The following is a 25461-nucleotide window of genomic DNA, read 5'->3' as shown; positions in this document are numbered from 1 at the left end:
GAGTTCACCGTTTCCGCAGGTCACGGCTGATGTCAGTGGTGGGGTGCAGGATGGGGGCATGGTCAGGTCCAGCGACGGAGCCCGGGACACGGGCGACGCTCACAGCGCCCTCGACGCCCGTGGGACCCACGCGGCGCTCGACGGCTTCTCCCCCGCGACCCGCGGCTGGTTCACGGGGGCCTTCTCCGCGCCCACGTCCGCGCAGGCCGGGGCGTGGCGGGCGATCGGCGCGGGTTCGGACGTGCTGGTCGTGGCGCCGACCGGTTCCGGCAAGACGCTGGCGGCGTTCCTCGCGGCGCTGGACCAGCTGGCGTCCACGCCCGCGCCGGCCGACCCGAAGAAGCGCTGCCGGGTCCTCTATGTGTCACCGCTGAAAGCGCTCGCGGTCGACGTCGAGCGCAACCTGCGCAGTCCGCTGACCGGCATCCGGCAGGAGGCGGTGCGCCTGGGCCTGCCCGAGCCGGAGGTGAAGGTCGGGATCCGCTCCGGCGACACCCCCCAGGCGGAGCGCAGGGCGCTGGCCACGCGCCCGCCGGACATCCTGATCACGACGCCCGAGTCGCTGTTCCTGATGCTGACGTCGGCGACGCGGGACGCGCTGACGGGCATCGAGACGGTGATCCTGGACGAGGTGCACGCGGTGGCGGGCACCAAGCGCGGCGCGCATCTGGCGCTCTCCCTGGAGCGGCTCGACGAACTGCTGCCGCGCCCGGCCCGCCGCATCGGTCTGTCGGCGACGGTCCGCCCGGTCGACGAGGTGGCCCACTATCTGTCGCCGCAGCGCAAGGTGGAGATCGTCCAGCCGCCGTCCGGCAAGGAGTTCGACCTGTCGGTGGTCGTGCCCGTGGAAGACCTCGCCGAGCTGGGCGGTTCGCCGGTGGCGGACTCGGACCAGGGAGCCGAGCGCCCCTCGATCTGGCCGCATGTGGAAGAGCGCATCGCGGACCTCATCGAGGCCCACCGCTCGACGATCGTCTTCGCCAACTCCCGCCGCCTGGCGGAGCGCTTGTGCAACAGGCTGAACGAGATCGCGTACGAGCGCACCACAGGAGAGTCGCTTCCCGAGGACCACTCCCCGGCGGAGCTCATGGGCGGCTCGGGCGCGGCGGCGGGCGCCCCCACCGTCATCGCCCGCGCGCATCACGGCTCGGTGTCCAAGGAGCAGCGCGCGCTGGTCGAGGAGGACCTGAAGGCGGGCCGGCTGCCCGCGGTCGTCGCCACGTCGAGCCTGGAGCTGGGCATCGACATGGGCGCGGTCGACCTGGTCGTGCAGGTGGAGTCGCCGCCCTCGGTGGCGTCCGGGCTCCAGCGGGTGGGCCGCGCGGGTCACCAGGTGGGCGCGGTCTCCACCGGTGTCGTGTTCCCGAAGTACCGGGGCGACCTGGTGCAGTCGGCGGTGGTGACGGAGCGCATGCGCGCGGGCTCCATCGAGTCCCTGCGCGTCCCGGCGAACCCACTGGACGTGCTGGCCCAGCAGCTGGTGGCGATCACCGCCCTGGACACGTGGCAGGTCGACGATCTGCTCGCCCTCGTACGCCGTGCCGCCCCGTTCGCCTCGCTCCCGGAGTCGGCCTTCACGGGCGTGCTCGACATGCTGGCGGGCCGCTATCCGTCCGACGCGTTCGCCGAGCTGCGCCCGCGCGTGGTGTGGGACCGCGTGGCCGGCACGGTCACGGGCCGCCCCGGCGCCCAGCGGCTCGCCGTCACCTCGGGCGGCACGATCCCGGACCGGGGCCTGTTCGGGGTGTTCCTCGCGGGAGCCGACCCCAAGAAGGGCGGCGGCCGCGTCGGCGAGCTCGACGAGGAGATGGTCTACGAATCCCGGGTCGGGGACGTGTTCACGCTGGGCACCAGCTCCTGGCGGATCGAGGACATCACGCGCGACCGCGTCCTGGTCTCCCCCGCCCCCGGTGTCCCCGGCCGCCTGCCGTTCTGGAAGGGCGACCAGCTGGGCCGCCCGCTCGAACTGGGGCGCGCGGTGGGCGCGTTCCTGCGCGAGGTCGGCTCGCTGGCTCCCGAGGACGCGCGCGGCCGGCTCGCCACGGCAGGACTGGACGCCTGGGCCGCGGACAACGTGCTGTCCTACCTGGCGGAGCAGCGCGAGGCGTGCGGGCACGTCCCCGACGACCGCACCATCGTGGTGGAGCGCTTCCGCGACGAGCTGGGCGACTGGCGGGTCGTCGTCCACTCCCCCTTCGGCGCCCAGGTGCACGCTCCCTGGGCGCTCGCCCTCGGCGCCCGGCTCGGCGAGAAGTACGGCATGGACGCCCAGGTCATGCACGCCGACGACGGGATCGTGCTGCGGCTGCCCGACGCCGACCTGATGGGCCTGGACCTGCTCGACCAGGAGCCCTCCAAGCCGGGTCTGGAGTACGACGCCGAACAGGCGCCCATCGGAGCGGCGGACGTCGCCTTCGACAAGGGGGACGTGGACCAGATCGTCACCGATCAGGTCGGCGGCTCCGCCCTGTTCGCCTCCCGCTTCCGCGAGTGCGCCGCCCGCGCGCTGCTGCTCCCGAAGCGCAATCCCGGCAAGCGCACACCGTTGTGGCAGCAGCGCCAGCGCGCGGCGCAACTGCTGGAGGTGGCGAGCGAGTTCGGCTCCTTCCCGATCGTCCTGGAAGCCGTACGGGAGTGCCTCCAGGACGTCTTCGACGTACCGGGCCTCGCGGAGCTGATGGGCGACATCGAGTCGCGCAAGGTCCGGCTCGTGGAGGTCACCACTCCGGAGCCGTCCCCCTTCGCCCGTTCCCTGCTGTTCGGCTACGTGGCGCAGTTCCTCTACGAAGGGGACTCGCCGCTCGCCGAGCGCCGCGCGGCCGCCCTGTCCCTGGACTCGCGGCTGCTGGCCGAGCTGCTCGGGCAGGCGGAGCTGCGCGAGCTGCTCGACGCGGACGTGCTCGCGGAGCTGGAGCAGGAGCTCCAGTGGCGCACCGAGGACCGACGGATCAAGGATGCCGAGGGCGTCGCCGACCGGCTGCGCATGCTCGGCCCGCTCACGGACGCCGAGCTGGCGGAGCGCGGTGCGGAGCCCGGCTGGGCCGAGGAGCTCGCGGGCGCCCGCCGCGCGATCCGCGTCCGGGTCGCGGGCACCGACCACTGGGCGGCGATCGAGGACGCGGGACGCCTGCGGGACGCGCTGGGCACGGCGCTCCCGGTCGGTGTCCCCGAGGCCTTCACCGAGCCCGTCAAGGACCCGCTCGGCGACCTCCTGGCCCGCTATGCCCGTACGCACGGGCCGTTCACCTCGACGCAGGCCGCCGCGCGCTTCGGCCTGGGCGCCGCGGTCACCGAGGGCGCGCTGCAGCGCCTGGCCGCGGCCGGCCGGGTCGTGCAGGGCGAGTTCCATCCGGCGGGGATCGGCCAGGAGTGGTGCGACGCGGCGGTCCTGCGCCGGCTGCGCCGCCGGTCGCTGGCCGCGCTGCGGCACGAGCTGGAGCCGGTGCCACCCGCCGCGCTGGCCCAGTTCCTGCCCCAGTGGCAGCACGTCGGCGGCCACGGCCTGCGCGGCGTCGACGGCCTGGTGCGGGCGATCGAACAGCTGCAGGGCGCATCCGTGCCGGCCTCGGCCCTGGAGAAGCTCGTCCTGCCGTCCCGTGTGAGCGGCTACGCACCCGCGATGCTGGACGAGCTGACCGCGACCGGGGAGGTGGTGTGGGCCGGCGCCGGTTCCCTGCCCGGCAAGGACGGCTGGGTGAGCCTCTATCTGGCCGACACCGCGCCCCTGCTCCTGCCGCCCCCGCACCCTCTGGAGCAGTCACCGCTCCACCGCGCGGTCCTGGACGCCTTGTCCGGCGGCTACGGCCTGTTCTTCCGTCAGATCGCCGACCAGGTCCGTGCCACGACCCATCCCGAGGCGACCGATCCCCAACTCGCGGACGCCATCTGGGAGCTCGCCTGGTCCGGGCGGCTGACCAACGACACGCTGGCCCCGATGCGCGCCCTGCTCGGCTCCGGCCGCACCGCCGGTTCCACAGCGCACCGCGCGCGCCGAGCCGTCCCGCGCAGCCGCTACGGAAGCCTCACCGGCGGGGCCCGCCCCGCCTCGCGCACCGGCCCGCCCACGGTCGCCGGGCGCTGGTCGGTGCTGCCGGACCAGGAGCCCGACGCGACCGTGCGCGCGCACGCCCTGGCGCGGACCCTGCTCGACCGGCACGGCGTGGTGACCCGGGGCGCGGTCGCCGCCGAGGGCGTCGAGGGCGGCTTCTCGGCGACGTACCGCGTCCTGTCCGTCTTCGAGGAGAGCGGGCAGGCGCGGCGCGGCTATGTGGTGGAGGGGCTCGGCGCCGCCCAGTTCGCGATGGACGGCGCGGTGGACCGCCTGCGCGCGGCGGCGAACGCGCGCGATCGCGGTGCGGCCCCGCCCGACCCGTACGCGCCCGTCGACGCCCCGGCCCCGAAGGGTGCGGCGCCCCGCGCCCTGGTCCTGGCCGCGTCCGATCCGGCGAACGCGTACGGGGCGGCCCTGCCCTGGCCGGAGCCCCCGACGGGCGCGGGTCACAAGCCGGGCCGCAAGGCGGGCTCCCTGGTCGTGCTCGTCGACGGCGAGCTGACGGTCTACATGGAGCGCGGCGGCAAGACCCTGCTGGCCTGGCCGGCTGCCGACGGGCCGGACGATCCGACCCCGGCCGGGGTCGCCGCGGATCCGAGACTGCCCGCCGCCGCCCAGGCGCTGGCCGACGCGGCCCGCTCCGGCGCGCTCGGCACGATCACGGTCGAGCGGATCAACGGGACGGCGGCACTGACCTCCCCGTACGCCCCTCTCCTGGAAGGAGCCGGTTTCCATGCGACGCCCCGCGGCCTGCGCCTGCGCGCCTAGACCGTGCCGCGCAGAGCACGGTCGGACTGTCCCCGTGCTCCAGGACAGGCAGGGCAGCCCACGCCGCAACGCACACGCCTAGGCTGGCCCCATGCCCGAAGGAGACACCGTCCTGCAGGCCGCGCGGCGCCTGCACAGCGCGCTCGCCGGCCAGGTGCTGATCCGCTCCGACCTGCGCGTCCCCCGGTTCGCCACGGCGGATCTCACCGGGCGCACGGTGCTGGACGTCACCCCGCGCGGCAAGCATCTGCTGACCCGGATCGAGGGCGGCCTGACCCTGCACTCGCACCTGCGGATGGACGGCTCCTGGAAGGTGTACGCGCCGGGCGAGCGCTGGCGCGGCGGCCCGGCCCACCAGATCCGCGCGATTCTGGGCACGGCGGAGCGCACGGCCGTCGGGTACCGCCTGCCCGTGCTCGAACTCCTGCGCACGTCCGAGGAGTCCAAGGCGGTCGGCCATCTCGGTCCCGATCTGCTCGGCCCGGACTGGGATCCGGACACGGCCCTGGCGCGGCTGCTCGCCGACCCGTCCCGCCCGCTCGGCGAGGCCCTCCTGGACCAGCGCAACCTCGCGGGCATCGGCAACATCTACAAGTCCGAGCTCTGCTTCCTGCTCCGGGTGACCCCCTGGCTCCCCGTCGGCGAACTGCCGCCCGGAACCGCCGAGCACATCGCGCCACTCGCGAAGAGACTCCTCGAGGCCAACCGGGACCGCCCGATCCGCGTCACCACGGGTCGCGGCCGCCCCGACGAGCGCCTCTTCGTCTATGGACGCGCCCCGCGCCCGTGCCTGCGCTGCCGCACTCCGATCCGCGTCGCGGACCAGGGCGACGGCACCCGCGCCCGCCCCACCTACTGGTGCCCCGCCTGCCAGCAGGGCCCGTCGCCCTCCCCTTGACCGGGCAACCGGGCAACCGGGCAACCGGGCAAGGCACGACCGGGCAATCCGCGCACACCAATTGACGACCCGTCAGAAACGCTCGTACGGTCCCCTCATGTCGGTCAAGGCGTACGACCTCACCGGACGCACCGCATTCGTCACCGGCGCCGCGAGCGGGATCGGGCGCGCCACCGCGGTGCTCCTGGCCGACGCCGGTGCAGATGTGCACGGCGCGGACCGCGACACCCGGGGGCTGCACGAGACGGCGGCCCTCATCAAGGAACGGGGCGGCACGGCCCATGTCCACACGGTGGACGTGACCGACCGGGCCCAGGTCGCCGGGGCGGTGGCCACGGCCGTCACCACGTCCGGCGGCCTCGACGTCATGGCCGCGGTCGCCGGCATCATGCACCGCAGCACGGTGCTGGAGACCCGGGACGAGGATCTGGACCGCGTCCTCGCGGTCAACTTCAAGGGCGTGCTCCACGCCTGCCAGGCAGCGGCTCAGGCGATGATCGCCGCGGGCACCCGGGGCAGCATCGTCACGATGGCCTCCGGCGCGGTCGACACCGGCGGCCCCGAACTCCTCTGCTACGGCGCGGCGAAAGCGGCGGTCGTGCAGCTCACGAAGACTCTGGCCACCGAGATGGGACCGCACGGGATCCGCGTCAACGCCGTGGCCCCCGGCTGGATCCGCACCCCTATGACACACCGGCAGGACGAGACCGAGCAGGCCCGCGCCGAGTCCGTGATGGCGCGCATGTCGCCGCTGGGCCGGGTCGGTGAGGCCGAGGACATCGCCCACGCGGTGCTGCATCTCGCCTCGGACGCCGCCTCGTTCACGACGGGTCAGATCCTCCGCCCGAACGGAGGCGTCGCCATGCCCTGGTGACGCCCGACCACACTCCCCCGCCGAGCTCCCGGCCCACGCCCAGGGCCCGGGTCCGCACGCGCCGCGCCCCGTGCCGGCCCGGTGCCCCGACGACACCGACCGCCCGCGACTTCGGCAGGGCGTGCACCGGCAGCAGACTCAAACCCCATCCCCCGGCGGCGACCGCCCCTTCGAACGCCCCCGCGTCCGGCGCGAACGCGAGCCGCAGCACCCCCCACCACCACAGCGCGCCGAGCGCCAGGGCGGGTATGAGGCGCAGCAGCCGTCGTCGGCTCACCGCCACCGACCGCACCACCGCACCACCGCCTCGCCGCTCCGCTCCACCGCTCCGCTGTTGCGCCGTCGCGGCGGCTCAGCCGCCGTTCTCGGCCTGGAACATCCAGTGGTGCTTCTCGAGGTCGGCGGTGATGCCGATGAAGATGTCCTGGCTGACGGGGTCCGCCTCACCGGTCGCCACGACCCGGTCGCGCATCTGGGTGATCACGGCGGCCAGTGCGTCCACGAGGATGGCCACGGCGTCGACGTCCTTGATCCAGCCTTCGGGCACCGCGTCGATCCCGCTCGTGCCGGCCACCGTCGCGGCCCGCCCGTCCGGCGGGACGCCCAGCGTCGAGGCGCGTTCGGCGACCGTGTCGGAGTGCAGCCGCGCGGTGTCGACGACCTCGTCGAGCTGCAGATGCACGGAGCGGAAGCGCGGGCCGACCACGTTCCAGTGGACCTGCTTCGCCACCAGCGAGAGGTCCACGAGATCCACCAGAGCGCCCTGCAGGGCCCCGGACACGGTCTTGAGTTCGGCGTCGGACAGCGGGCTCTTCACGACGTACACGGACGATCCACCTCCACAGCGGGACGATCGGAACGATCAACTCCAACCCACGATGGCACATTCAGACCAATCCGGACACAGCAGGGCGGGCCCCCGCCTCGGCAGCGGGCAACACAAAACCCCGGCGGGATTCACCCGGCCGGGGTTTCGCGCACATCTGATGCCGGTCGCGGGCGCTATGCCGCGACGACGTCCACTGCCTCCGCAGGCGCCTTGATCGTCACCCGTTCCGGCGGGACGCCGGCCACGGAGACGGAATTGAGCATCGGACGAACCGGTGCGGGCACCGGCTCCGACGGGACCGCTGCTGCCGACTCGGCCAGCTCGGCGAGGGCGAGCTCGTCGCTCACCTCGCGCATCAGCTCGGACATCCGTACGTCAAGCGCGTCGCAGATAGCGGAGAGCAGCTCGGAGGATGCCTCCTTCTGCCCCCGCTCCACCTCGGAGAGATAGCCGAGCGAGACTCGGGCGGACGAGGAGACTTCGCGCAGAGTACGGCCCTGGCGCTGGCGCTGCCGACGCAGCACGTCACCCAGCAGGCGACGGAGCAGAATCATCGGTGGCTCCCTCCTCGGACCGCGTAGCCGCATCCTTCACGCCCCACCGTACCGCCTCGTGCCGCGGCCGTGCGGGGAGCGATGTCGTGTTCACTCAGGGCTGCAAACATCAAAACCCCCCGTTCTGTTCCGTATCCTGTGCCCGCGCATTCCCACTGGCGTCGCCTGAATGTGCTCCGACCAGCTCTTCCACGAGCAGCCTCAGCACGCTCCGTACACTCTCCCTACGGATTTCCGTACGGTCGCCGTTCAACCGCAGCTCGAGCACTTTGCGGCTACCAGCGAAATTCTGTTCACCTTCGGAAGCACCCGCTCCGGGTCCGACGGCGGCCACATAGACGGTTCCCACGGGCTGCCCGTCCTGCGGCTCGGGGCCCGCGACGCCGGTCGTGGCGACGCCCCAGTCGGCGCCGAGCGCGACCCGTACGCCGGCCGCCATCTGCAGCGCGACCTCGGGATGGACCGGGCCGTGCGCCGCGAGGAGCCCCGCGTCGACGCCGAGCAGCTGGTGCTTGAGCTCGGTCGCGTACGCCGTGACGGAGCCGCGCAGTGCCTTGGAGGCGCCGGGCACCGCCACCACCTCGGCGGCGACGAGGCCGCCGGTCAGCGACTCGGCCACGGCGAGGGTCTCCCCCCGCTCCCGCAGCAGTCGCAGCGCCTCGGCGGCCTCGTGCGTCACTTCTCGGCCGCCCCCGAGGCGGACTCCGAGGTCGACTCCGAGGTCGACTCCGCGATCGCCCGCGAGGCCGTCTCCGCCCCCGACTCCGCGGCGGACGCCTCCGCGGCAGCCTGCGACGCGGCCGAGGCCTCCGCGGCCTCCGCCAGCCCCGCCCGCCGCAGCACGACCGCCTGACGCACGTAGTCGAGCCCGGTCACGACGGTCAGGACGACGGCCACCGCCATCACCCAGAACCGGAACGTGGCCAGCGGCCCGGTCAGCGCGAGCACGTACATGCCCACGGCCGTGCCCTGCGCGAGGGTCTTCATCTTGCCGCCGCGACTGGCCGGGATGACCCCGTACCGGATCACGACGAAGCGCAGCAGCGTGATCCCGAGCTCACGCCCGAGGATGACGCCGGTCACCCACCAGGGCAGGTCACCGAGGTAGGACAGGCAGATCAGCGCCGCCCCCATGATCGCCTTGTCGGCGATGGGGTCGGCGATCTTGCCGAAGTCGGTGACCAGGTTGTACGTGCGCGCCAGATGCCCGTCGAAGACATCGGTGATCATGGCGACGGCGAACGCCGCCCACGCCCAGGCCCGCCAGACGGGGTCGTACCCGCCGTCGGCCAGCAGCAGCGCCACGAAGCCGGGCACCAGCAGCAGCCGGATCATGGTGAGGATGTTCGCGATGTTCCACAGGCTGGCCTGATTGACGGCCGCGGCCCCCAGCTTGCCGCCGGGCGCCGGCCTGCCGGTCCCGCCCGCGGCGGATGCCGGGACTCCCGTCATCTGCCCGCCTCCTCAGTACAGTCGAGCGGCTCGGCGACGAGGTCCACTCCCTCGGTGCCGACCACCTTTGCCTCGACGATACGGCCGACGGTCAGACCCGCGCCGCCCGTGAGCCGCACCTGCCCGTCCGTCTCGGGCGCCTGGTGGGCTCCGCGACCGAGGACGCCGTCCTCGTCGTCCACGGACTCGACCAGGACGTGCACGGTCTCGCCGACGCGCTCCTCGGCGCGCTGCGACACCAGCTGCTCGGCGAGGCGCGACACGCGCGCGAGGCGCTCCGCGACGACGTCCTCGTCCAGCTTGTTGTCGTACGTGGCGGCCTCGGTGCCGTCCTCGTCGGAGTACCCGAAGACGCCGATGGCATCCAGTCGCGCGCCGTTCAGGAAGCGCTCCAGCTCGGCGAGGTCGGCCTCGGTCTCGCCGGGGAAGCCCACGATGAAGTTCGAGCGGGCACCGGCCTGGGGGGCCTTGCTCCGGATGGTGTCCAGGAGCTCCAGGAAGCGGTCCGTGTCGCCGAAGCGGCGCATCGCGCGCAGCACGCCGGGCGCGGAGTGCTGGAAGGAGAGGTCGAAGTACGGGACGACCTTGTCGGTGCCCGTGAGCACGTCGATGAGACCGGGCCGCATCTCGGCGGGCTGCAGGTAGCTGACCCGCACGCGCTCGATGCCGTCGACACCGGCGAGCTCGGGCAGCAGCGACTCCAGGAGCCGGATGTCGCCGAGGTCCTTGCCGTACGAGGTGTTGTTCTCGGAGACCAGCATGATCTCCTTCACGCCCTGCTCGGCGAGCCAGCGCGTCTCGTTGAGCACATCGCTGGGGCGGCGCGAGATGAAGGAGCCGCGGAACGAGGGGATGGCGCAGAAGGAGCAGCGCCGGTCGCAGCCCGAGGCCAGCTTCACCGAGGCGACGGGCGCGCCGTCGAGGCGGCGGCGCAGGGGCGCGCGGGGCCCGGAGGCGGGCGCGAGCCCGTCGGGCAGGTCCACGGGCGCGTGCCCGGGCAGCGCGACGCCGGAGCCGGCCTCCTGGCGCTCGGCGGGGCTGATCGGCAGGAGCTTGCGGCGGTCGCGCGGGGCGTGGGCCTCCACGCTGCCGCCGGCCAGGATGGTCTGCAGGCGACCCGAGATGTCCTCGTAGTCGTCGAAGCCGAGCACGCCGTCGGCCTCGGGGAGCGCGTCGGCGAGCTCCTTGCCGTACCGCTCGGCCATGCAGCCGACGGCGACGACGGCCTGCGTTCTGCCGTGACCCTTGAGGTCATTGGCTTCCAGCAGGGCGTCGACGGAGTCCTTCTTTGCGGCGTCGACGAAGCCGCAGGTGTTGACGACGGCGACATCGGCCGACTCGGCGTCCTCGACGAGCTCCCAGCCGTCCGCCTCCAAGCGGCCTGCGAGCTCCTCCGAGTCCACCTCGTTACGGGCGCAGCCAAGGGTGACGAGTGCGACGGTACGGCGTTCGGGCATGGGCTCAAGACTACTTCGTTCCACCGACAGCCCTCGCCGGGAGGGTTGCCGGAAGATCGTCGGGGCCTCGGTCAGCCCTGCTCGGGGTCTCCCTTGGTGTACGTGAGCCGCTCGACCTGGCCGGGCTGGAACTCGTCCTCGATCTGCTTTCCGTTCACGAAGAGCTGGATCGCTCCGGCGTCGCCGAGCACCAGGTCGACCTTCTGGCTGTCCTGGAAGGTCTTGGACTGGCCCTGCTCGAGGAGGCCGTCGAACATGATCCGGCCGTTGTGGTCCTTGGCCGAGATCCAGCTGCGGCCGTCGGCCGCGCTGATCTTGACCGTGACCTTGTCCGCCGGGGCGGCGGCGATCGCGCTGTCGGAGGGGTCGGGCTTGGGGTCGACGGGCTTCTTCGTCGCCGGGCTCGGCTTCGGGGCCTTGCTGGTCGCGGGCGTGGAGCCCTCGGCGGCCTGCTGGCTGTCGCCACCGTCGTCGCCGCCGTTGACCACCGTGTAGCCGACGAAGGCGATCACCGCGACGATCGCGGCGACCATGGCGGCCGTCCAGTTCGGCCGGCGCGGCTCGGAGCGGATGCGCTCGGCCTCGAAGAGGGGCGTGGCCGGGGTGGGCGCGACGTGGCCGCCGTGTTCCGCCCCGTACTGGGCGAGCAGTGGCTCGGGATCGACGCCGACGGCGCGGGCGAGCGTGCGGATGTGTCCGCGCGCGTACACGTCGCCGCCGCAGCGGGAGAAGTCGTCCTGCTCGATGGCGTGGACGATCGGGATGCGCACCCGGGTCGACTGGCTGACCTCGTCGACGGTCAGGCCGGCGTCGACGCGCGCCTGCTGGAGGACGCGTCCGATCGAGGGACGGGCGTCGTCCACGGGCGGGGTGCGGTCTTCCGAAGGACGGTCGTCTTCAGGGGAGTTGCCGATGGACACGGGGGCGCCTTTCGAGCGTGTAGCCACCTGCTGGAGGTTCAGTCTAGGGGGGTTGCGAAAGGGTGGGGCAACCGGGCGGTCGTACTTTGTACGCCATCGGTATGGCCCGGTGACCCGACGGCGGGACGGCGGGCCGCCCCCTCGCTCAACTTGACGTACCCGAAAGGGAAACGGTTGCCCCCGCCGCCCTTACGGGTGATATCGAAATCGCAACATCGTCAGGACTGAGCCTCCCCACGGATCACCGCGAGCACTCCGTCCAGCTCGTCAGGCTTCACAAGAACGTCACGAGCCTTCGAACCCTCGCTCGGCCCGACGATGTTCCGCGACTCCATGAGGTCCATGAGCCGGCCGGCCTTCGCGAAGCCCACGCGGAGCTTGCGCTGCAGCATGGAGGTGGAGCCGAACTGGGTCGACACGACCAGCTCGGCGGCCGCGCACAGCAGCTCCAGGTCGTCGCCGATGTCCTCGTCGATCTCCTTCTTCTGCTTGGTGCCCACGGTGACGTCGTCCCGGAAGACGGGCGCCATCTGGTCCTTGCAGTGCTGCACGACGGCGTGGATCTCGTCCTCGGTGACGAAGGCGCCCTGCATACGGGTCGGCTTGTTCGCCCCCATGGGGAGGAAGAGGCCGTCGCCCTTGCCGATGAGCTTCTCGGCGCCCGGCTGGTCGAGGATGACGCGGCTGTCGGCGAGCGAGGACGTGGCGAAGGCGAGCCGGGACGGCACGTTCGCCTTGATCAGACCGGTGACGACGTCCACGGAGGGCCGCTGTGTGGCGAGCACCAGGTGGATGCCGGCGGCACGCGCGAGCTGCGTGATGCGCACGATCGAGTCCTCGACGTCGCGCGGGGCGACCATCATGAGGTCGGCGAGCTCGTCGACGATCACCAGCAGGTACGGGTACGGCTTGAGCTCCCGCTCGCTGCCCTCGGGCGTCTTGAGCTTGCCGGTGCGGACGGCCTCGTTGAAGTCGTCGATGTGCCGGTATCCGAAGGCCGCCAGGTCGTCGTAGCGCAGGTCCATCTCGCGCACGACCCACTGGAGCGCCTCGGCGGCCCGCTTGGGGTTGGTGATGATCGGCGTGATCAGGTGCGGGATGCCCTCGTAGGCGGTCAGCTCGACGCGCTTGGGGTCGACGAGGACCATCCGGACGTCCTCGGGGGTCGCCCGCATCATGATCGAGGTGATCAGGCAGTTGATGCAGGACGACTTTCCGGAGCCGGTGGCACCGGCGACGAGGATGTGCGGCATCTTCGCCATGTTCGCCATGACATAGCCGCCCTCGACGTCCTTGCCGAGCGCGACCAGCATCGGGTGGTCGTCCTCGGCCGCGTCGGCGAGGCGCAGCACGTCCCCCACGTTGACCATCTCGCGGTCCGTGTTCGGGATCTCGATGCCGACCGCGGACTTGCCGGGGATGGGGCTGATGATCCGCACGTCCGGGGAGGCGACGGCGTACGCGATGTTCTTGGCCAGCGCGGTGATCTTCTCGACCTTCACGGCGGGGCCGAGCTCGACCTCGTAGCGCGTGACCGTCGGGCCGCGGGTGAAGCCGGTGACCGCGGCGTCGACCTTGAACTCGGTGAACACGTTCGAGAGCGAGTCGACGACCAGGTCGTTGGCGGCGCTGCGCGACTTGCCGGGCCCCCCGCGCGTGAGCAGGTCGAGGGAGGGCAGTCCGTACGTGATGTCACCGGCGAGCTGGAGCTGCTCGGCGCGCGGCGGCAGGTCGCGGGGCGCGTCGGGCGCCGACTTGGTGAGGTCCGGCACGGCGAGCCGCGACGGCGTGTCCTCGGCCTTGGCGGGCGGCTGCTTGGCACGCGCGCCCGGCACCGGGGCCGAGCGCTCGGTCGACGACGTGTCCTCCTCGGCGCGCTCGGCACCGACGCCCTGGGTGAGGTCGGCGACGAGCGGCGACGGCGGCATCCCGTGCAGCACGGCCCCGTCGAGCGCGGCGGCCGCGGCGGCGGCCACGTCCACGGCGTCCAGGGGCCGCTCCATGGCGGGCTGCACGGAGCCGCGCCGGGGACGGCGCCGCTTGGAGAGGGCGTCCTCCTCTATGCGGTCCGGGTCGAACGCCTCGGGAGTCAGCGCGGCGGCGCGGCGGCGCGGGCGCGCGGGGGTGGCCTCGCGCCACTCCTCGTCGTACGGGTCCTCGTCCTGCTCGTCGAGGGGCGTGTCGTCGTGCACGATGCCGAGCTTCACGCCGAGCAGGCGCAGGCGCTGCGGGATCGCGTTGACCGGCGTCGCGGTGACGACGAGGAGGCCGAAGACGGTGAGCAGGACGAGCAGTGGGACGGCGAGCACCTCGGTGACCGTGAAGCTCAGCGGCGTCGCGACGGCCCAGCCGATCAGCCCGCCGGCGTCCCTTATGGCCTGCATGCCATCGGCGCGCGCGGGCGCGCCGCAGGCGATGTGGACCTGGCCGAGGACGCCGATGACGAGCGCGGACAGGCCGATCACGATGCGCCCGTTGGCCTCGGGCTTCTCGGGGTGCCGGATCAGGCGTACGGCGATGATGCCGAGCAGGATCGGCACGAGCAGGTCGAGCCGGCCGAAGGCGCCGGTCACCAGCATCTCGACGAGGTCGCCCACGGGGCCGCGCAGATTGGACCAGGTACCGGCGGCGCAGATCAGCGCGACGCCGAGCAGCAGGAGTGCGAGGCCGTCCTTGCGGTGCGCCGGGTCGAGCCCCTTAGCGCCCCGCCCTATGCCGCGGAACATCGCGCCCACGCTGTGCGCGACGCCGAGCCACAGGGCCCGTACGACCTTGTAGAGACCGCCGGTCGGATTGGGCGCCGGCTTGGGCGCGGCCTTCTTCGCCGCGGTCTTCTTGGCGGGTGCCTTCTTGGCCGGCGCCTTCTTGGCGGGGGCCTTTTTCGCAGGGGCCTTCTTCGCCGGAGCCTTGGTCGGCGCGGCCGCCTTCTTCGCGGGCGTCTTCTTGGCTGCGGGACGTGAGGCCATAGGTGTGAGGTTACCGGGGAGGGCGACTCGGGACACGTGTGCCCACTGCTTCACCCGTTCGTGTCGCGGTCTGACGTGCCGTGAGCTGACACGGCCTCAAGGGCCGGTCAACGCCTCGGTTCTGCTCCTCGGAGCCGCCGGGCCCCTTGGGCCGTCCGCTCAGTTCTGCGACGGGAGCGTGGGCGCGCCGCTGCCGGTGCCGGGCTCCAGCGCGTCGAGCGCTCTGCGCAGCCCGGTCAGCTTGCGCTCCAGGTGCGCGGCCGTGGCCACCGCGGCCGCGTCCGCCGAGTCGTCGTCGAGCTGCTTGGAGAGCGCCTCGGCCTGCTCCTCGACGGCGGCGAGCCGCGCGGACAGCTCGGCGAGCAGCCCCGCGGGCTCCTTCGTGTCGCCGACGGCCTTGCCGCCGCCCTCCAGCTGAAGGCGCAGCAGGGCGGCCTGCTCCCGCAGTTGGCAGTTCTTCATGTACAGCTCGACGAAGACCGAGACCTTGGCGCGCAGCACCCACGGGTCGAACGGCTTCGAGATGTAGTCCACCGCGCCCGCCGCGTAGCCCCGGAAGGTGTGATGGGGGCCATGGTTGATCGCGGTGAGGAAGATGATCGGGATGTCACGTGTCCGCTCGCGGCGCTTGATGTGCGCGGCGGTTTCGAAACCGTCCATTCCCGGCATCTGGACGTCCAGCAGAATGACCGCGAAGTCGTCCGTGAGCAGCGCTTTGAGCGCTTCCTCCCCGGACGATGCCCGCACCAGCGTCTGATCGAGCGCGGAGAGAATGGCCTCCAGCGCCAACAGATTCTCCGGCCGGTCATCGACCAGGAGGATCTTGGCCTTCTGCACCATGGCCCGCCCTCCTCGCCCCGGCATGGGGCCGCCCCTGTCCGCAGGACTCGGGGTGGCTCCTGCCGCCGCCCCGGGGAACGACTCCCTTGCGCCGCCCGTCCTTGTGCCGGTCATGGTAGCCGCACCCCGCCTGTCGCCACACCCTGTCACCGCGATGTCACTGTGCACGTAGCAGAAACGTAGCGGGAGACCTGAAGGTTCCCCGCTTCCCGCACTTCTACACGAGTTCGACCACACTCAGTCAGCAAGTACACGTGAAGGTTCCGGTTTCCGGTCACTCACCGCGCATCCACTGCTCCATCACGGCGAGCAGATGATCAGGATCGACCGGCTTCGTCACATAGTCGGAAGCCCCCGACTCGATCGCCTTCTCCCGGTCGCCCTTCATCGCCTTCGCGGTGAGGGCGATGATCGGCAGCCCCGCGAACTGGGGCATCCGCCGGATCGCCGTCGTCGTCGCGTACCCGTCCATCTCCGGCATCATGATGTCCATCAGCACGACCGTCACGTCGTCGTGCTGCTCCAGGACCTCGATGCCCTCGCGGCCGTTCTCCGCGTACAGGACCGACAGGCCGTGCTGCTCCAGGACGCTGGTCAGCGCGAACACGTTGCGGATGTCGTCGTCGACGATGAGGACCTTCTCGCCGCCGAACTGGAACGCGCGCCGCGGCTTCGGCGCGCTCTCCTCCCCCGCGGCGTCCCAGCGCTCGCGGCCCTGCTGCCCGTCGCCGCTCGCCCGCGCCCCGAGGTCCGTTGTCTGCTCGGGAGCCGGCGCGTGCCTGCGCCGCCGCCTGAAGAGCGCGGCCGCACCGCTCTGCGTCTCCTGGTACGACTTCACCTCGGCCGGGGTCTCCGCCTCGGCGGGCTCCGGCGCGGGCTCGAGGGCCAGCGGGCGCCCCGGCTCCACGGACGGCGCCAGCTGCGCGTACCCCTGGGGCGGCAGCTCGGCGGGGTGCAGCGGAAGATACAGCGTGAACGTGGAGCCGCGTCCGGGCTCGCTCGCCGCGTGGATCTCACCGCCCAGCAGGCGGGCGATCTCCCGGCTGATGGACAGGCCGAGTCCGGTGCCGCCGTACTTGCGGCTCGTCGTGCCGTCGGCCTGCTTGAACGCCTCGAAGATGACGCGCATCTTGCTGCCGGCGATACCGATGCCGGTGTCGGTCACCGAGAAGGCGATCAGGTCAGCGTCCGCGTCCTGCAACGAGCCCGCTTCCAGGAGCTGTTCGCGGATCGCGTGGGGCACGTCGCTGCCGGCGGGCCGGATGACGAGCTCCACCGCTCCGGAGTCGGTGAACTTCACCGCGTTGGACAGGAGGTTGCGCAGCACCTGGAGGAGGCGCTGCTCGTCGGTGTGCAGGGTGGTCGGCAGTTCCGGCGAGACCCTTACGGAGAAGTCGAGTTGCTTCTCGGCGGTCAGCGGGCGGAACGTCGCCTCCACGTAGTCGACGAGCTGCACCAGGGCGATGCGGGTCGGCGACACGTCCATCTTGCCCGCCTCGACCTTCGACAGGTCCAGGATGTCGTTGATCAGCTGGAGCAGGTCCGAGCCCGCCCCGTGGATCGTCTCGGCGAACTCGACCTGCTTGGGCGTCAGGTTCGCGTCCGCGTTGTCCGCGAGCAGCTTCGCCAGGATGAGCAGCGAGTTGAGCGGCGTACGCAGTTCGTGCGACATGTTGGCGAGGAACTCGCTCTTGTAGCGCATCGACACCGCGAGCTGCTCGGCGCGCTCCTCCAGGACCTGCCGCGCCTCCTCGATCTCGGTGTTCTTCACCTCGATGTCACGGTTCTGCCGGGCCAGCAGCTCGGCCTTCTCCTCCAGCTCGGCGTTGGACGCCTGGAGGGCCTTCTGCCGGTTCTCCAGCTCGGCCGAGCGTTCGCGCAGCTGCTCGGTCAGCTCCTGCGACTGCTTCAGCAGGACCTCGGTCTTGGAGTTGACCGAGATCGTGTTGACGCTCGTCGCGATCATTTCGGCGATCTGGTTCAGGAAGTCCTTCTGGATCTGCGTGAACGGCGTGAACGACGCCAGCTCGATCACCCCGAGCACCGTGCCCTCGAAGAGCACGGGGATCACGACGACCTGGGCCGGCGGCGCCTCCCCGAGCCCGGAGGCGATCTTCAGGTAGCCGCTGGGCGCGTTGTCCACGAGGATCGTGCGCCGCTCCTGGGCGGCCGTCCCGATGAGCGTCTCGCCGGGCCGGAACGAGGTCGGCATGGACCCCATCGAGTAGCCGTAGGAGCCCAGCATGCGCAGCTCGTACGCGTCCTCGTCGGCGGTCGCCGGGTCGGCGGCCTCGTCGAGGGGCAGCGCCAGGAAGAACGCGCCGTGCTGTGCGGACACCACGGGCGTCAGCTCGCTCATGATCAGCGAGGCCACGTCGTCGAGGTCGCGGCGGCCCTGGAGCAGACCCGAGATGCGCGCCAGGTTGCCCTTCAGCCAGTCCTGCTCCTCGTTGGCGATCGTGGTGTCGCGCAGGTTCGAGATCATCTTGTTGATGTTGTCCTGGAGGACCTGGATCTCGCCCGCGGCGTCGACGTCGATCTTGAGGTTGAGGTCGCCGCGGGTCACCGCGGTGGCGACGGCCGCGATGGCGCGCACCTGACGGGTCAGGTTCCCGGCCATCTCGTTCACGGACTCGGTGAGGTCGCGCCAGGTGCCGTCCACGTCACGCACGCGTGCCTGGCCGCCCAGCTGACCCTCGGTACCCACCTCGCGGGCCACGCGCGTGACCTCCTCGGCGAACGAGGACAGCTGGTCGACCATCGTGTTGATCGTCGTCTTCAGCTCGAGGATCTCGCCGCGCGCGTCGATGTCGATCTTCTTGGTCAGGTCGCCCTTGGCGATGGCCGTCGTGACCATCGCGATGTTGCGCACCTGGCCGGTGAGGTTCGACGCCATGCCGTTCACGGACTCGGTGAGGTCCTTCCACGTACCGGACACGCCGGGTACGCGGGCCTGGCCGCCGAGGATGCCGTCCGTACCCACCTCGCGGGCCACCTTGGTGACCTGGTCGGCGAACGAACTCAGCGTCTTCACCATGGTGTTGAACGTGTCGGCGAGCTGCGCGACCTCGCCGCGCGCCTCGATGGTCACCGTGCGGGTCAGGTCGCCGTTGGCGACGGCCGCGGCCACCTGGGAGATGTTGCGCACCTGCATGGTCAGGTTGTTGGCCATCAGGTTGACGTTGTCGCTCAGGTCCTTCCAGATGCCCGTGACGCCCGGGACGCGCGCCTGGCCGCCCAGCTGGCCCTCGGTGCCCACCTCACGGGCCACGCGGGTCACCTGCTCGGCGAACGACGACAGCTGGTCCACCATCGTGTTCACCGTGGTGACGAGCTCGAGGATCTCGCCCTTGGCGTCGACGGTGATCTTCTTGGACAGGTCGCCGCGCGCTACAGCTGTAGTGACCTCGGCGATGTTGCGCACCTGAAGGGTCAGGTTGTTCGCCATGCCGTTCACGGACTGCGTCAGGTCCTTCCACGTACCCGACACGCCCTGCACCTCGGCCTGCCCGCCGAGGATGCCGTCCGTACCCACCTCGCGGGACACCCGCGTCACCTGCTCGGCGAACGCGGAGAGCTGGTCCACCATCGTGTTGAGGGTGTTCTTCAGCTCCAGGATCTCGCCGCGCGCGTCCACGTCGATCTTCTGCGACAGGTCACCGCGGGCGACCGCGGTGGCGACCTGCGCGATGTTGCGCACCTGGGCCGTGAGGTTGCCGGCCATGCCGTTCACCGAGTCGGTCAGGTCGCGCCACACACCGGCCACGCCGGGCACCTGCGCCTGACCGCCCAGGCGGCCTTCCGTACCCACCTCGCGGGCCACGCGGGTCACCTGGTCCGCGAAGGCGGACAGCTGGTCGACCATCGTGTTGATGGTGTTCTTCAGCTCCAGGATCTCGCCGCGCGCGTCCACGTCGATCTTCTGGGAGAGGTCACCGCGCGCTACAGCTGTAGTGACCTGAGCGATCTGCCGCACCTGTGAAGTCAGGTTGCCGGCCATGAAGTTGACGGAGTCGGTGAGCTCCTTCCAGGTGCCGCTCACGCCGTCGACGCGGGCCTGGCCGCCGAGGCGGCCCTCCGTGCCCACGTCGCGCGCCATACGGGTCACCTGGTCGGCGAAGCTCGACAGCTGGTCCACCATCGTGTTCACGGTGTTCTTCAGCTGGAGCATCTCGCCGGACACGTCGACGGTGACCTTCTGGGAGAGGTCGCCGTTCGCCACCGCCGTCGTCACCTGGGCGATGTTCCGCACCTGTCCGGTGAGGTTGCGGAAAGCCGTGTTCACAGAGTCGGTGAGGTCTTTCCAGGTGCCGGCGGCGCCCACGACGAGCGCTTGGCCGCCGAGCTCACCCTCGACGCCGATCTCCCGTGCCACGCGCGTGACTTCGGCACCGAAGGCGGACAGCTGGTCCACCATCGTGTTGACGGTGTTCTTCAGCTCGAGCATCTCGCCCGCGACGTCGACGGTCACCTTCTGGGAGAGGTCACCGTTCGCCACCGCCGTCGTGACAGTGGCGATGTCACGCACCTGGGTCGTCAGGTTCCTGAAAACCGTGTTGACCGAGTCCGTGAGGTCCTTCCACGTACCGGCCGCGCCCGGCACATTGGCCTGTCCGCCGAGCTGGCCCTCGGCGCCGACCTCGTTGGCGACGCGCGTGACCTCGTCCGCGAACGTGCGCAGCGTCTCGGTCATCTGGTTGATCGTCTCGGCGAGCTGGGCGACCTCGCCGCGCGCCGACACGGTCACCTTCCGCGACAGGTCACCGTTGGCGACCGCCGTGGTGACCTCGGCGATGCCGCGCACCTGGGCCGTCAGGTTGCCGGCCATCAGGTTCACCGAATCGGTGAGGTCCTTCCACACGCCGGCCACACCGGGCACCTGCGCCTGCCCGCCGAGCTCGCCCTCGGTGCCCACCTCACGGGCGACTCGGGTCACCTCGGAGGAGAACGAGGACAGCTGGTCCACCATCGTGTTGACGGTGTTCTTCAACTCGAGCATCTCGCCCGCGACGTCGACGGTGACCTTCCGGGACAGATCGCCCTTGGCCACGGCCGTCGTCACGAGAGCAATGTCACGCACCTGAGCGGTGAGCCGGTACGCCATGTTGTTGACGGAATCCGTGAGGTCCTTCCACGAACCCGACATTCCGCGCACCCGGGCCTGACCGCCGAGCTTGCCCTCGGTCCCCACCTCACTGGCCACGCGCGTGACCTCGTCGGTGAAGGTGGAGAGCTGGTCGACCAGGTTGTTGACCGTCCGACCGACCTTGAGGAACTCGCCGCGCAGCGGATGCCCGGTCCCGTCCCCCGGCCCCTGCGCCCGCAGCTCCATCCGGGGCGACAGGTCACCCTCCGCGACCGCGGAGAGCACCCTGCTGACCTCGGAGACAGGTCGTACGAGGTCGTCGACCAGGGCGTTCGACGCGCTCACCGCGGCGGCCCAGGAGCCCTCGCAGGCGCCCTCCTCCAGCCGCTCGGTCAGCTTGCCCTCGCGCCCGACCATGCGGCGCACGCGTGACAGCTCACCCGTCAGATGCAGGTTCCGGTCGGCCACCTCGTTGAAGACGGCCGCGATCTCCGACATCACGCCGTCGCCGCTGACCGTCAGCCGCTTGCGGAAGTTGCCGTCCCGCATCGCGACCAGACCGGCCAGCAGCCGGTTCAGCGAGGCCGTGTCGACCGTCGTCGTGCCACTGCCGCCGCGCGTTTTGCGCTGTTTCGTCAGGGACTGTCCGCCTTCCGCGCGCGCTTTCTTGCCCCGCGTCGCTGCGCCAGACTCCACTGTGTCCCTCCCGCAGGGGTCGACCTGTACTGCTCGGGTTGCTCGGTTTCGCTTCTACCGTCGCACCCTCGTTTCGATGCGTACCGACAGGAAGCTTGCCCAGTGTTTCACCATGGCTGAACCAGGCCATAACAGTTCGGCAGCTTCGCACACCCTCCGCACACCCGCCCGGCGGAAACACTGGCGACCGGCATCCGCACGGACGGCGAAGGTAAGTAACCTGGGCAGCGGCTGTCCACCCACCCCGGTCCGCCCGGCCTGGTCGGTGGCGGAAAACGAGCGGGCATCGGAGGGGCGGCCGAGACATGGGTACGGGAGACCTGGGCCTCGACATTCGTACAGCGAGTACTACTCGTACAGGGAGTTCTGTGATCACCGCGCGCGCGGCCGCCACCTTCGAACCCGTCGGGCGCTCCGTCGCGACCGCCCGCTCCTTCGTGCGCGACACCCTCCAGGGGTGGGGCTACAGCGACATCATCGACGACGCCGTGGTCCTGACCAGCGAGCTCGTGACCAATGCCGTCGTCCACGCGGGCACGTCCGCGGAGGTTCTGTGTCTGCGCAGTGAGGACCACGTCCGCATCCAGGTCTCCGACCGCTATCCGGAACGGGAGATCCCGCTCCAGTCCGCGGCCATCAACATGGGAAGCCCCGACCGCGAGGGCGGCCGCGGCCTCCAGCTCTGCGCCGCGCTCGCCGGCCGCTGGGGCGTCGACTACTCGGCCACCCACAAGCAGGTCTGGTTCCAACTCGACCTGCCCGAGCGGTCGGTGGGCACCCGCACCGCCGGCCCCGCACTCCCCTCGGCTCTGCTCCCGCTCGCCGACGAGCGCGTCCGGGTCGCCGTCGTCCAGATCGACAAGACGGGCGCCATCACCGCCTGGAACGAGGACGCCGAGCACCTGTTCGGCTACGCGGCCGAGCAGGTCGTCGGCAAACCCCTCACCGACCTCGCGGCCTGGCCGCACACCCCCGGCACCAGCACCGGCATCGCCGACGCGCTCCAACTGTCGCGCTGGGAGGGCAGTTACGGCATCCGAGGCGCCGACGGCCGCGTAACCCCCGTCTACGCCTCACACCTGCGCGTACGCGACACGGACGGCGATCCCTCCACGGTCTGCCTCCTGGTGCGCGACCACGAGCGGGCCGTCCTGCAGACCCCCTTGCGCGTGCCCGCCTCCGACTCGTCCTCGCACGGCGACGGCCAGGGCTCGGACCCCTTCGAGGTCTTCATCGGCTCGCCGGCCCCCGACGACCTCGACGGCCTCCTCCAGCGCACCGTGGAGCGCGCCCGCGACATGCTCGACGGCGACTCCGCCTTCCTCCTCCTCGCGACCGACGACGAGACCGAGTTGGAGGTCCGTGCCTCGACCGGGCTGCCCTCGGCACGTCAGCGCTTCGCGCGCGTGCCCGTCGAGGTCGGCCCCGGCCGCTACGGCTCGGCCCGTATGCCCGCCGTCCACGAAGACCTCACCCAGGTCCCCGGCGCGGTCCCGCTCCTGAACGGCACGGGGATGCGCTCGGTCGTCACGGTCCCCCTCAAGGTCGAGGGCCGTCTCACCGGCTCCCTGGGCGTCGCCGCGGAGTCTCCGGACCGCTACTCCAACGAAGAGGCGCTGCGCCTCCAGTTCGCCGCGGACCGCATCGCGCTGGCCGTCGAGTCCGCCCGCCTCGGCGAGCTCGAGAAGCTGCGCCGCGGCTCGCTGAGCTTCCTCGTGGAGGCGTCCGACCTCCTCGCCGGCACGCTCGACCGCGACCAGACCCTCGCCCTCATGGCGCAGATGACGGTCCCGACGCTCGCCACCTGGTGCGCCGTCTACACGATCGCCGACCAGTCCTCCGAGCCGTACCTCTCCTACGTCCTGCACGAGGACGAGGAACGCATCGATGGCCTGAAAGCCCTGCTTTCCAAGATCGCTCCGCCCGAGCCGGTCCCGACGCCGGGCGCCCGCGTCTGGTCGGCGCCCGCCGAGGCCGCTCACCAGGCGGCACTGCGCACCTCCATGCGCAGCCTCGGCCTCGGCGAACCGGCGAGCGTCAGTTCGGGCATCGGCACGACCCTGCAGACGGCCTCGGCCGTCGGCGGCGAGACCGTGGTCCTCCCTCTGGTCGCGCGCAACCGCGTCATCGGCATGCTCACGCTCGGCAAGCCGACGGACGAGCACTTCCGCCAGGAGATCCTGGAGCTCGCCGAGGACCTCAGCCGCCGAGCGGCCCTCGCGCTCGACAACGCCCGCCTCTACTCGGAGCGCATGGCGATCAGCCAGTCCCTCCAGCGCAGCCTCCTCCCGCCGGAGCTCCCGGAGGTCCCGGGCGTCGAGGTCGAGGTCATCTACCGCGCGGCCGGCGAGGGCAACGAGGTCGGTGGTGACTTCTACGATCTCTTCCCGATCCGCGACGGCGCGTACGGCTTCGCCATCGGCGACGTCTGCGGCACGGGCCCGGAGGCCGCCGCGGTCACCGGTCTGGCCCGTCACGCCCTGCGCCTCCTGGCCCGCGAGGGCTTCGGCGGCCCCGCCGTCCTGGAGCGCCTGAACGCGGCGATCCTGGACGAGGGCGCCCGCAGCCGCTTCCTCACGCTGCTCTACGGGGAGTTGTGGCCGCAGGAGGACGGCTCGGCCGTCCTGAAGATGGTCTGCGCCGGACACCCGCTGCCGCTGCGCCTGCGCCAGGACGGCACGGTCGTCCCGTTCGCCGAGCCGCAGCCGCTGCTGGGCGTCATGGACGACCTCGAGCTGTACGAGCAGACGATGACCCTGGACCCGGGCGACGTCCTGCTGTGTGTCACGGACGGCATCACGGAGCGCCGCGAGGGCTCGCGCATGCTGGGCGACGACGGCCTGGCCGAAGTCCTGTCCACGTGCACGGGCCTGACGGCGGGTGCGGTGGCCGCGCGCATCATGCGGGCGGTGGAGCGGTTCGCCGCGGACGCCCCGTCGGACGACATGGCCATTCTGACGATGCGTGTCGCCGGCCTGCATCACGACTGAGGTCCGGTCCGCACCCGCTCCGGCGGGTGCGGCCGTCCTGTCCCGCACAACGAAAAAGGCCCCCGCCCGATCAGGGCGGAGGCCTCAATTCCCGAGCCCCCAAGCGGAATCGAACCGCTGACCTTCTCCTTACCATGGAGACGCTCTACCGACTGAGCTATAGGGGCCTGTCGCTTTCGCGGTTTCCCGCGCGCCAACAAGAAAAAGCATACCTGAAGTTCAGGGCGCTTCGAACCACCCCCCGGCGGCGGTTCTCCCGCCTTCAGAAAGCCGGCTGGAGCAGTCCGCCGAGCGCATTGCAGTTCGCCACGAGCCGCTGCAACTGGCGCCGGGACATGCGCCCGTCGACCGGCAGCGCCAGCGTCTCGTCAGCGGCCCGCTCCGTCTCCGGCAGCGCGACGTCCCGCCGGAACGCCGGCATGCGGTGCACCGGCGTCTTCACGGGCACGCTGCACTCGATCCCCTTGCCCCGCAGCACGCGCGCGAAGGCGTCCCGGTCGGGCCGCCCGTTTCCGGGCACCCGCACGACGTACTGCTGGTAGGTGTGACCGTCATGCCCCTGAGGCGTCCGTACGCCACTGAGCCGCCCGCTCAAGTACGCGGCGTGGGCTCGACGTTGCACAACCTGGTCGTACGGCTTCTCGGCCTCGCCGTGCTCGAGAACCAGCAGGCCGTGCCGGCCCGCGAGCTCCCTGAGCCGGGCGACATCGGCCCGGTGCCCGAACCGGTGCACGGGGACGACGGCCGCCGTCCGCTCGTTCACGCAGGCGGCGACGTGTGCGGGGTCGATGCAGTACGTGTCCGGATCGATGTCGGCGAAGACGGGGGCGGCCCCGGTACGGGTGACGGCTTCGGCGATCTCAGTGTTGCCGTAGGCAGGGACGATGACCTCGTCGCCGGTACCGATGCCGGCGGCCTGCAGCATTGCGACTGTGCCCATGCCCCGGATGGTCGTCGTCCAACGTGAACGAACGGTGACACACAACAAAAAAGCCTCTGGCCCCGAGCAGAATGCTCAGGACCAGAGGCTTTATCAAAAGGAGTTCGGCGGCGTCCTACTCTCCCACAGGGTCCCCCCTG

At 71.4% G+C, this 25461-nt stretch carries 14 protein-coding genes and 1 tRNA gene; 4 read left to right on the top strand and 11 right to left on the bottom strand.

Features of this window, described 5'->3' with window-relative positions; all coding sequences use genetic code 11:
• Positions 1-58: 58 nt before the first annotated feature.
• From ACFW9D_RS13520 to ACFW9D_RS13510, 3 genes are all read left to right on the top strand, one after another.
• Positions 59-4819, top strand: a complete 4761-nt coding sequence (locus ACFW9D_RS13520) for an ATP-dependent helicase (protein ID WP_384621310.1) — start codon at positions 59-61, stop codon at positions 4817-4819.
• Between the two features lie 91 nt (positions 4820-4910).
• The gene (locus ACFW9D_RS13515) at positions 4911-5717 is read left to right on the top strand and encodes an Fpg/Nei family DNA glycosylase (protein WP_188336487.1); all 807 of its coding nucleotides are present in this window, start codon (positions 4911-4913) and stop codon (positions 5715-5717) included.
• 97 nt (positions 5718-5814) lie between these two features.
• The gene (locus tag ACFW9D_RS13510) at positions 5815-6591 is read left to right on the top strand and encodes an SDR family NAD(P)-dependent oxidoreductase (RefSeq protein WP_384621307.1); all 777 of its coding nucleotides are present in this window, start codon (positions 5815-5817) and stop codon (positions 6589-6591) included.
• Positions 6592-6943: 352 nt separating this feature from the next.
• On the opposite strand, the gene ACFW9D_RS13505 is transcribed toward ACFW9D_RS13510, so the two are convergent.
• The 9 genes from ACFW9D_RS13505 to ACFW9D_RS13465 all read right to left on the bottom strand — a co-directional run bounded on the left by ACFW9D_RS13505 (position 6944) and on the right by ACFW9D_RS13465 (position 21391).
• Entirely contained in the window at positions 6944-7417 is a 474-nt protein-coding gene (locus ACFW9D_RS13505; RefSeq protein WP_188336489.1) for a Dps family protein, read from the bottom strand.
• 176 nt (positions 7418-7593) lie between these two features.
• Positions 7594-7974 carry a helix-turn-helix domain-containing protein gene (locus tag ACFW9D_RS13500; RefSeq protein ID WP_188336490.1) on the bottom strand — a complete coding sequence of 127 codons (381 nt, stop codon included), beginning with the start codon at positions 7972-7974 and terminating at the stop codon, positions 7594-7596.
• A 109-nt stretch (positions 7975-8083) separates the two neighbouring features.
• Positions 8084-8653: a CinA family protein gene (locus ACFW9D_RS13495; RefSeq protein WP_188336491.1), complete on the bottom strand. Its 570-nt coding sequence runs from the start codon at positions 8651-8653 to the stop codon at positions 8084-8086.
• On the bottom strand, positions 8650-9426 hold the full coding sequence (gene pgsA, locus ACFW9D_RS13490; protein ID WP_384621303.1) for a CDP-diacylglycerol--glycerol-3-phosphate 3-phosphatidyltransferase: 777 nt from the start codon (positions 9424-9426) through the stop codon (positions 8650-8652). Before pgsA ends, ACFW9D_RS13495 begins: the two co-directional genes overlap by 4 nt.
• Positions 9423-10883: a 30S ribosomal protein S12 methylthiotransferase RimO gene (rimO, locus tag ACFW9D_RS13485; RefSeq protein WP_188336492.1), complete on the bottom strand. Its 1461-nt coding sequence runs from the start codon at positions 10881-10883 to the stop codon at positions 9423-9425. Before rimO ends, pgsA begins: the two co-directional genes overlap by 4 nt.
• A gap of 71 nt (positions 10884-10954) precedes the next feature.
• Entirely contained in the window at positions 10955-11803 is an 849-nt protein-coding gene (locus ACFW9D_RS13480) for a helix-turn-helix domain-containing protein (RefSeq protein ID WP_384621300.1), read from the bottom strand.
• Between the two features lie 218 nt (positions 11804-12021).
• On the bottom strand, positions 12022-14769 hold the full coding sequence (locus ACFW9D_RS13475) for a DNA translocase FtsK (RefSeq protein ID WP_384621297.1): 2748 nt from the start codon (positions 14767-14769) through the stop codon (positions 12022-12024).
• A 159-nt stretch (positions 14770-14928) separates the two neighbouring features.
• The gene (locus tag ACFW9D_RS13470; RefSeq protein ID WP_188336495.1) at positions 14929-15609 is read right to left on the bottom strand and encodes a two-component system response regulator; all 681 of its coding nucleotides are present in this window, start codon (positions 15607-15609) and stop codon (positions 14929-14931) included.
• A 274-nt stretch (positions 15610-15883) separates the two neighbouring features.
• On the bottom strand, positions 15884-21391 hold the full coding sequence (locus ACFW9D_RS13465) for a HAMP domain-containing protein (protein WP_384621294.1): 5508 nt from the start codon (positions 21389-21391) through the stop codon (positions 15884-15886).
• A 368-nt stretch (positions 21392-21759) separates the two neighbouring features.
• On the opposite strand from ACFW9D_RS13465, the gene ACFW9D_RS13460 reads away from it, so the two are divergent.
• Positions 21760-24381, top strand: a complete 2622-nt coding sequence (locus ACFW9D_RS13460) for a SpoIIE family protein phosphatase (protein WP_384621291.1) — start codon at positions 21760-21762, stop codon at positions 24379-24381.
• Between the two features lie 94 nt (positions 24382-24475).
• Here the strand turns inward: ACFW9D_RS13460 and ACFW9D_RS13455 are convergent.
• Positions 24476-24548: transfer RNA gene (locus ACFW9D_RS13455), tRNA-Thr, on the bottom strand.
• A gap of 95 nt (positions 24549-24643) precedes the next feature.
• Positions 24644-25306 carry a DegT/DnrJ/EryC1/StrS family aminotransferase gene (locus tag ACFW9D_RS13450; RefSeq protein ID WP_188341267.1) on the bottom strand — a complete coding sequence of 221 codons (663 nt, stop codon included), beginning with the start codon at positions 25304-25306 and terminating at the stop codon, positions 24644-24646.
• Between the last annotated feature and the right edge of the window lie 155 nt (positions 25307-25461).

Source organism: Streptomyces sp. NPDC059524 (assembly GCF_042749255.1).
In the GTDB taxonomy this organism is placed as follows: domain Bacteria; phylum Actinomycetota; class Actinomycetes; order Streptomycetales; family Streptomycetaceae; genus Streptomyces; species Streptomyces xanthii.
This window is presented reverse-complemented; position numbering and strand designations above follow the sequence as displayed.

Bases quoted from the DNA above. Each gene is read 5' to 3' on its own strand.
- ACFW9D_RS13470 (WP_188336495.1), bottom strand. From the start codon at position 15,609: ATGGTGCAGAAGGCCAAGATCCTCCTGGTCGATGACCGGCCGGAGAAT.
- ACFW9D_RS13475 (WP_384621297.1), bottom strand. From the start codon at position 14,769: ATGGCCTCACGTCCCGCAGCCAAGAAGACGCCCGCGAAGAAGGCGGCC.
- ACFW9D_RS13520 (WP_384621310.1), top strand. From the start codon at position 59: ATGGTCAGGTCCAGCGACGGAGCCCGGGACACGGGCGACGCTCACAGC.
- ACFW9D_RS13500 (WP_188336490.1), bottom strand. From the start codon at position 7,974: ATGATTCTGCTCCGTCGCCTGCTGGGTGACGTGCTGCGTCGGCAGCGC.
- ACFW9D_RS13515 (WP_188336487.1), top strand. From the start codon at position 4,911: ATGCCCGAAGGAGACACCGTCCTGCAGGCCGCGCGGCGCCTGCACAGC.
- rimO (WP_188336492.1), bottom strand. From the start codon at position 10,883: ATGCCCGAACGCCGTACCGTCGCACTCGTCACCCTTGGCTGCGCCCGT.
- ACFW9D_RS13510 (WP_384621307.1), top strand. From the start codon at position 5,815: ATGTCGGTCAAGGCGTACGACCTCACCGGACGCACCGCATTCGTCACC.
- pgsA (WP_384621303.1), bottom strand. From the start codon at position 9,426: ATGACGGGAGTCCCGGCATCCGCCGCGGGCGGGACCGGCAGGCCGGCG.
- ACFW9D_RS13450 (WP_188341267.1), bottom strand. From the start codon at position 25,306: ATGCTGCAGGCCGCCGGCATCGGTACCGGCGACGAGGTCATCGTCCCT.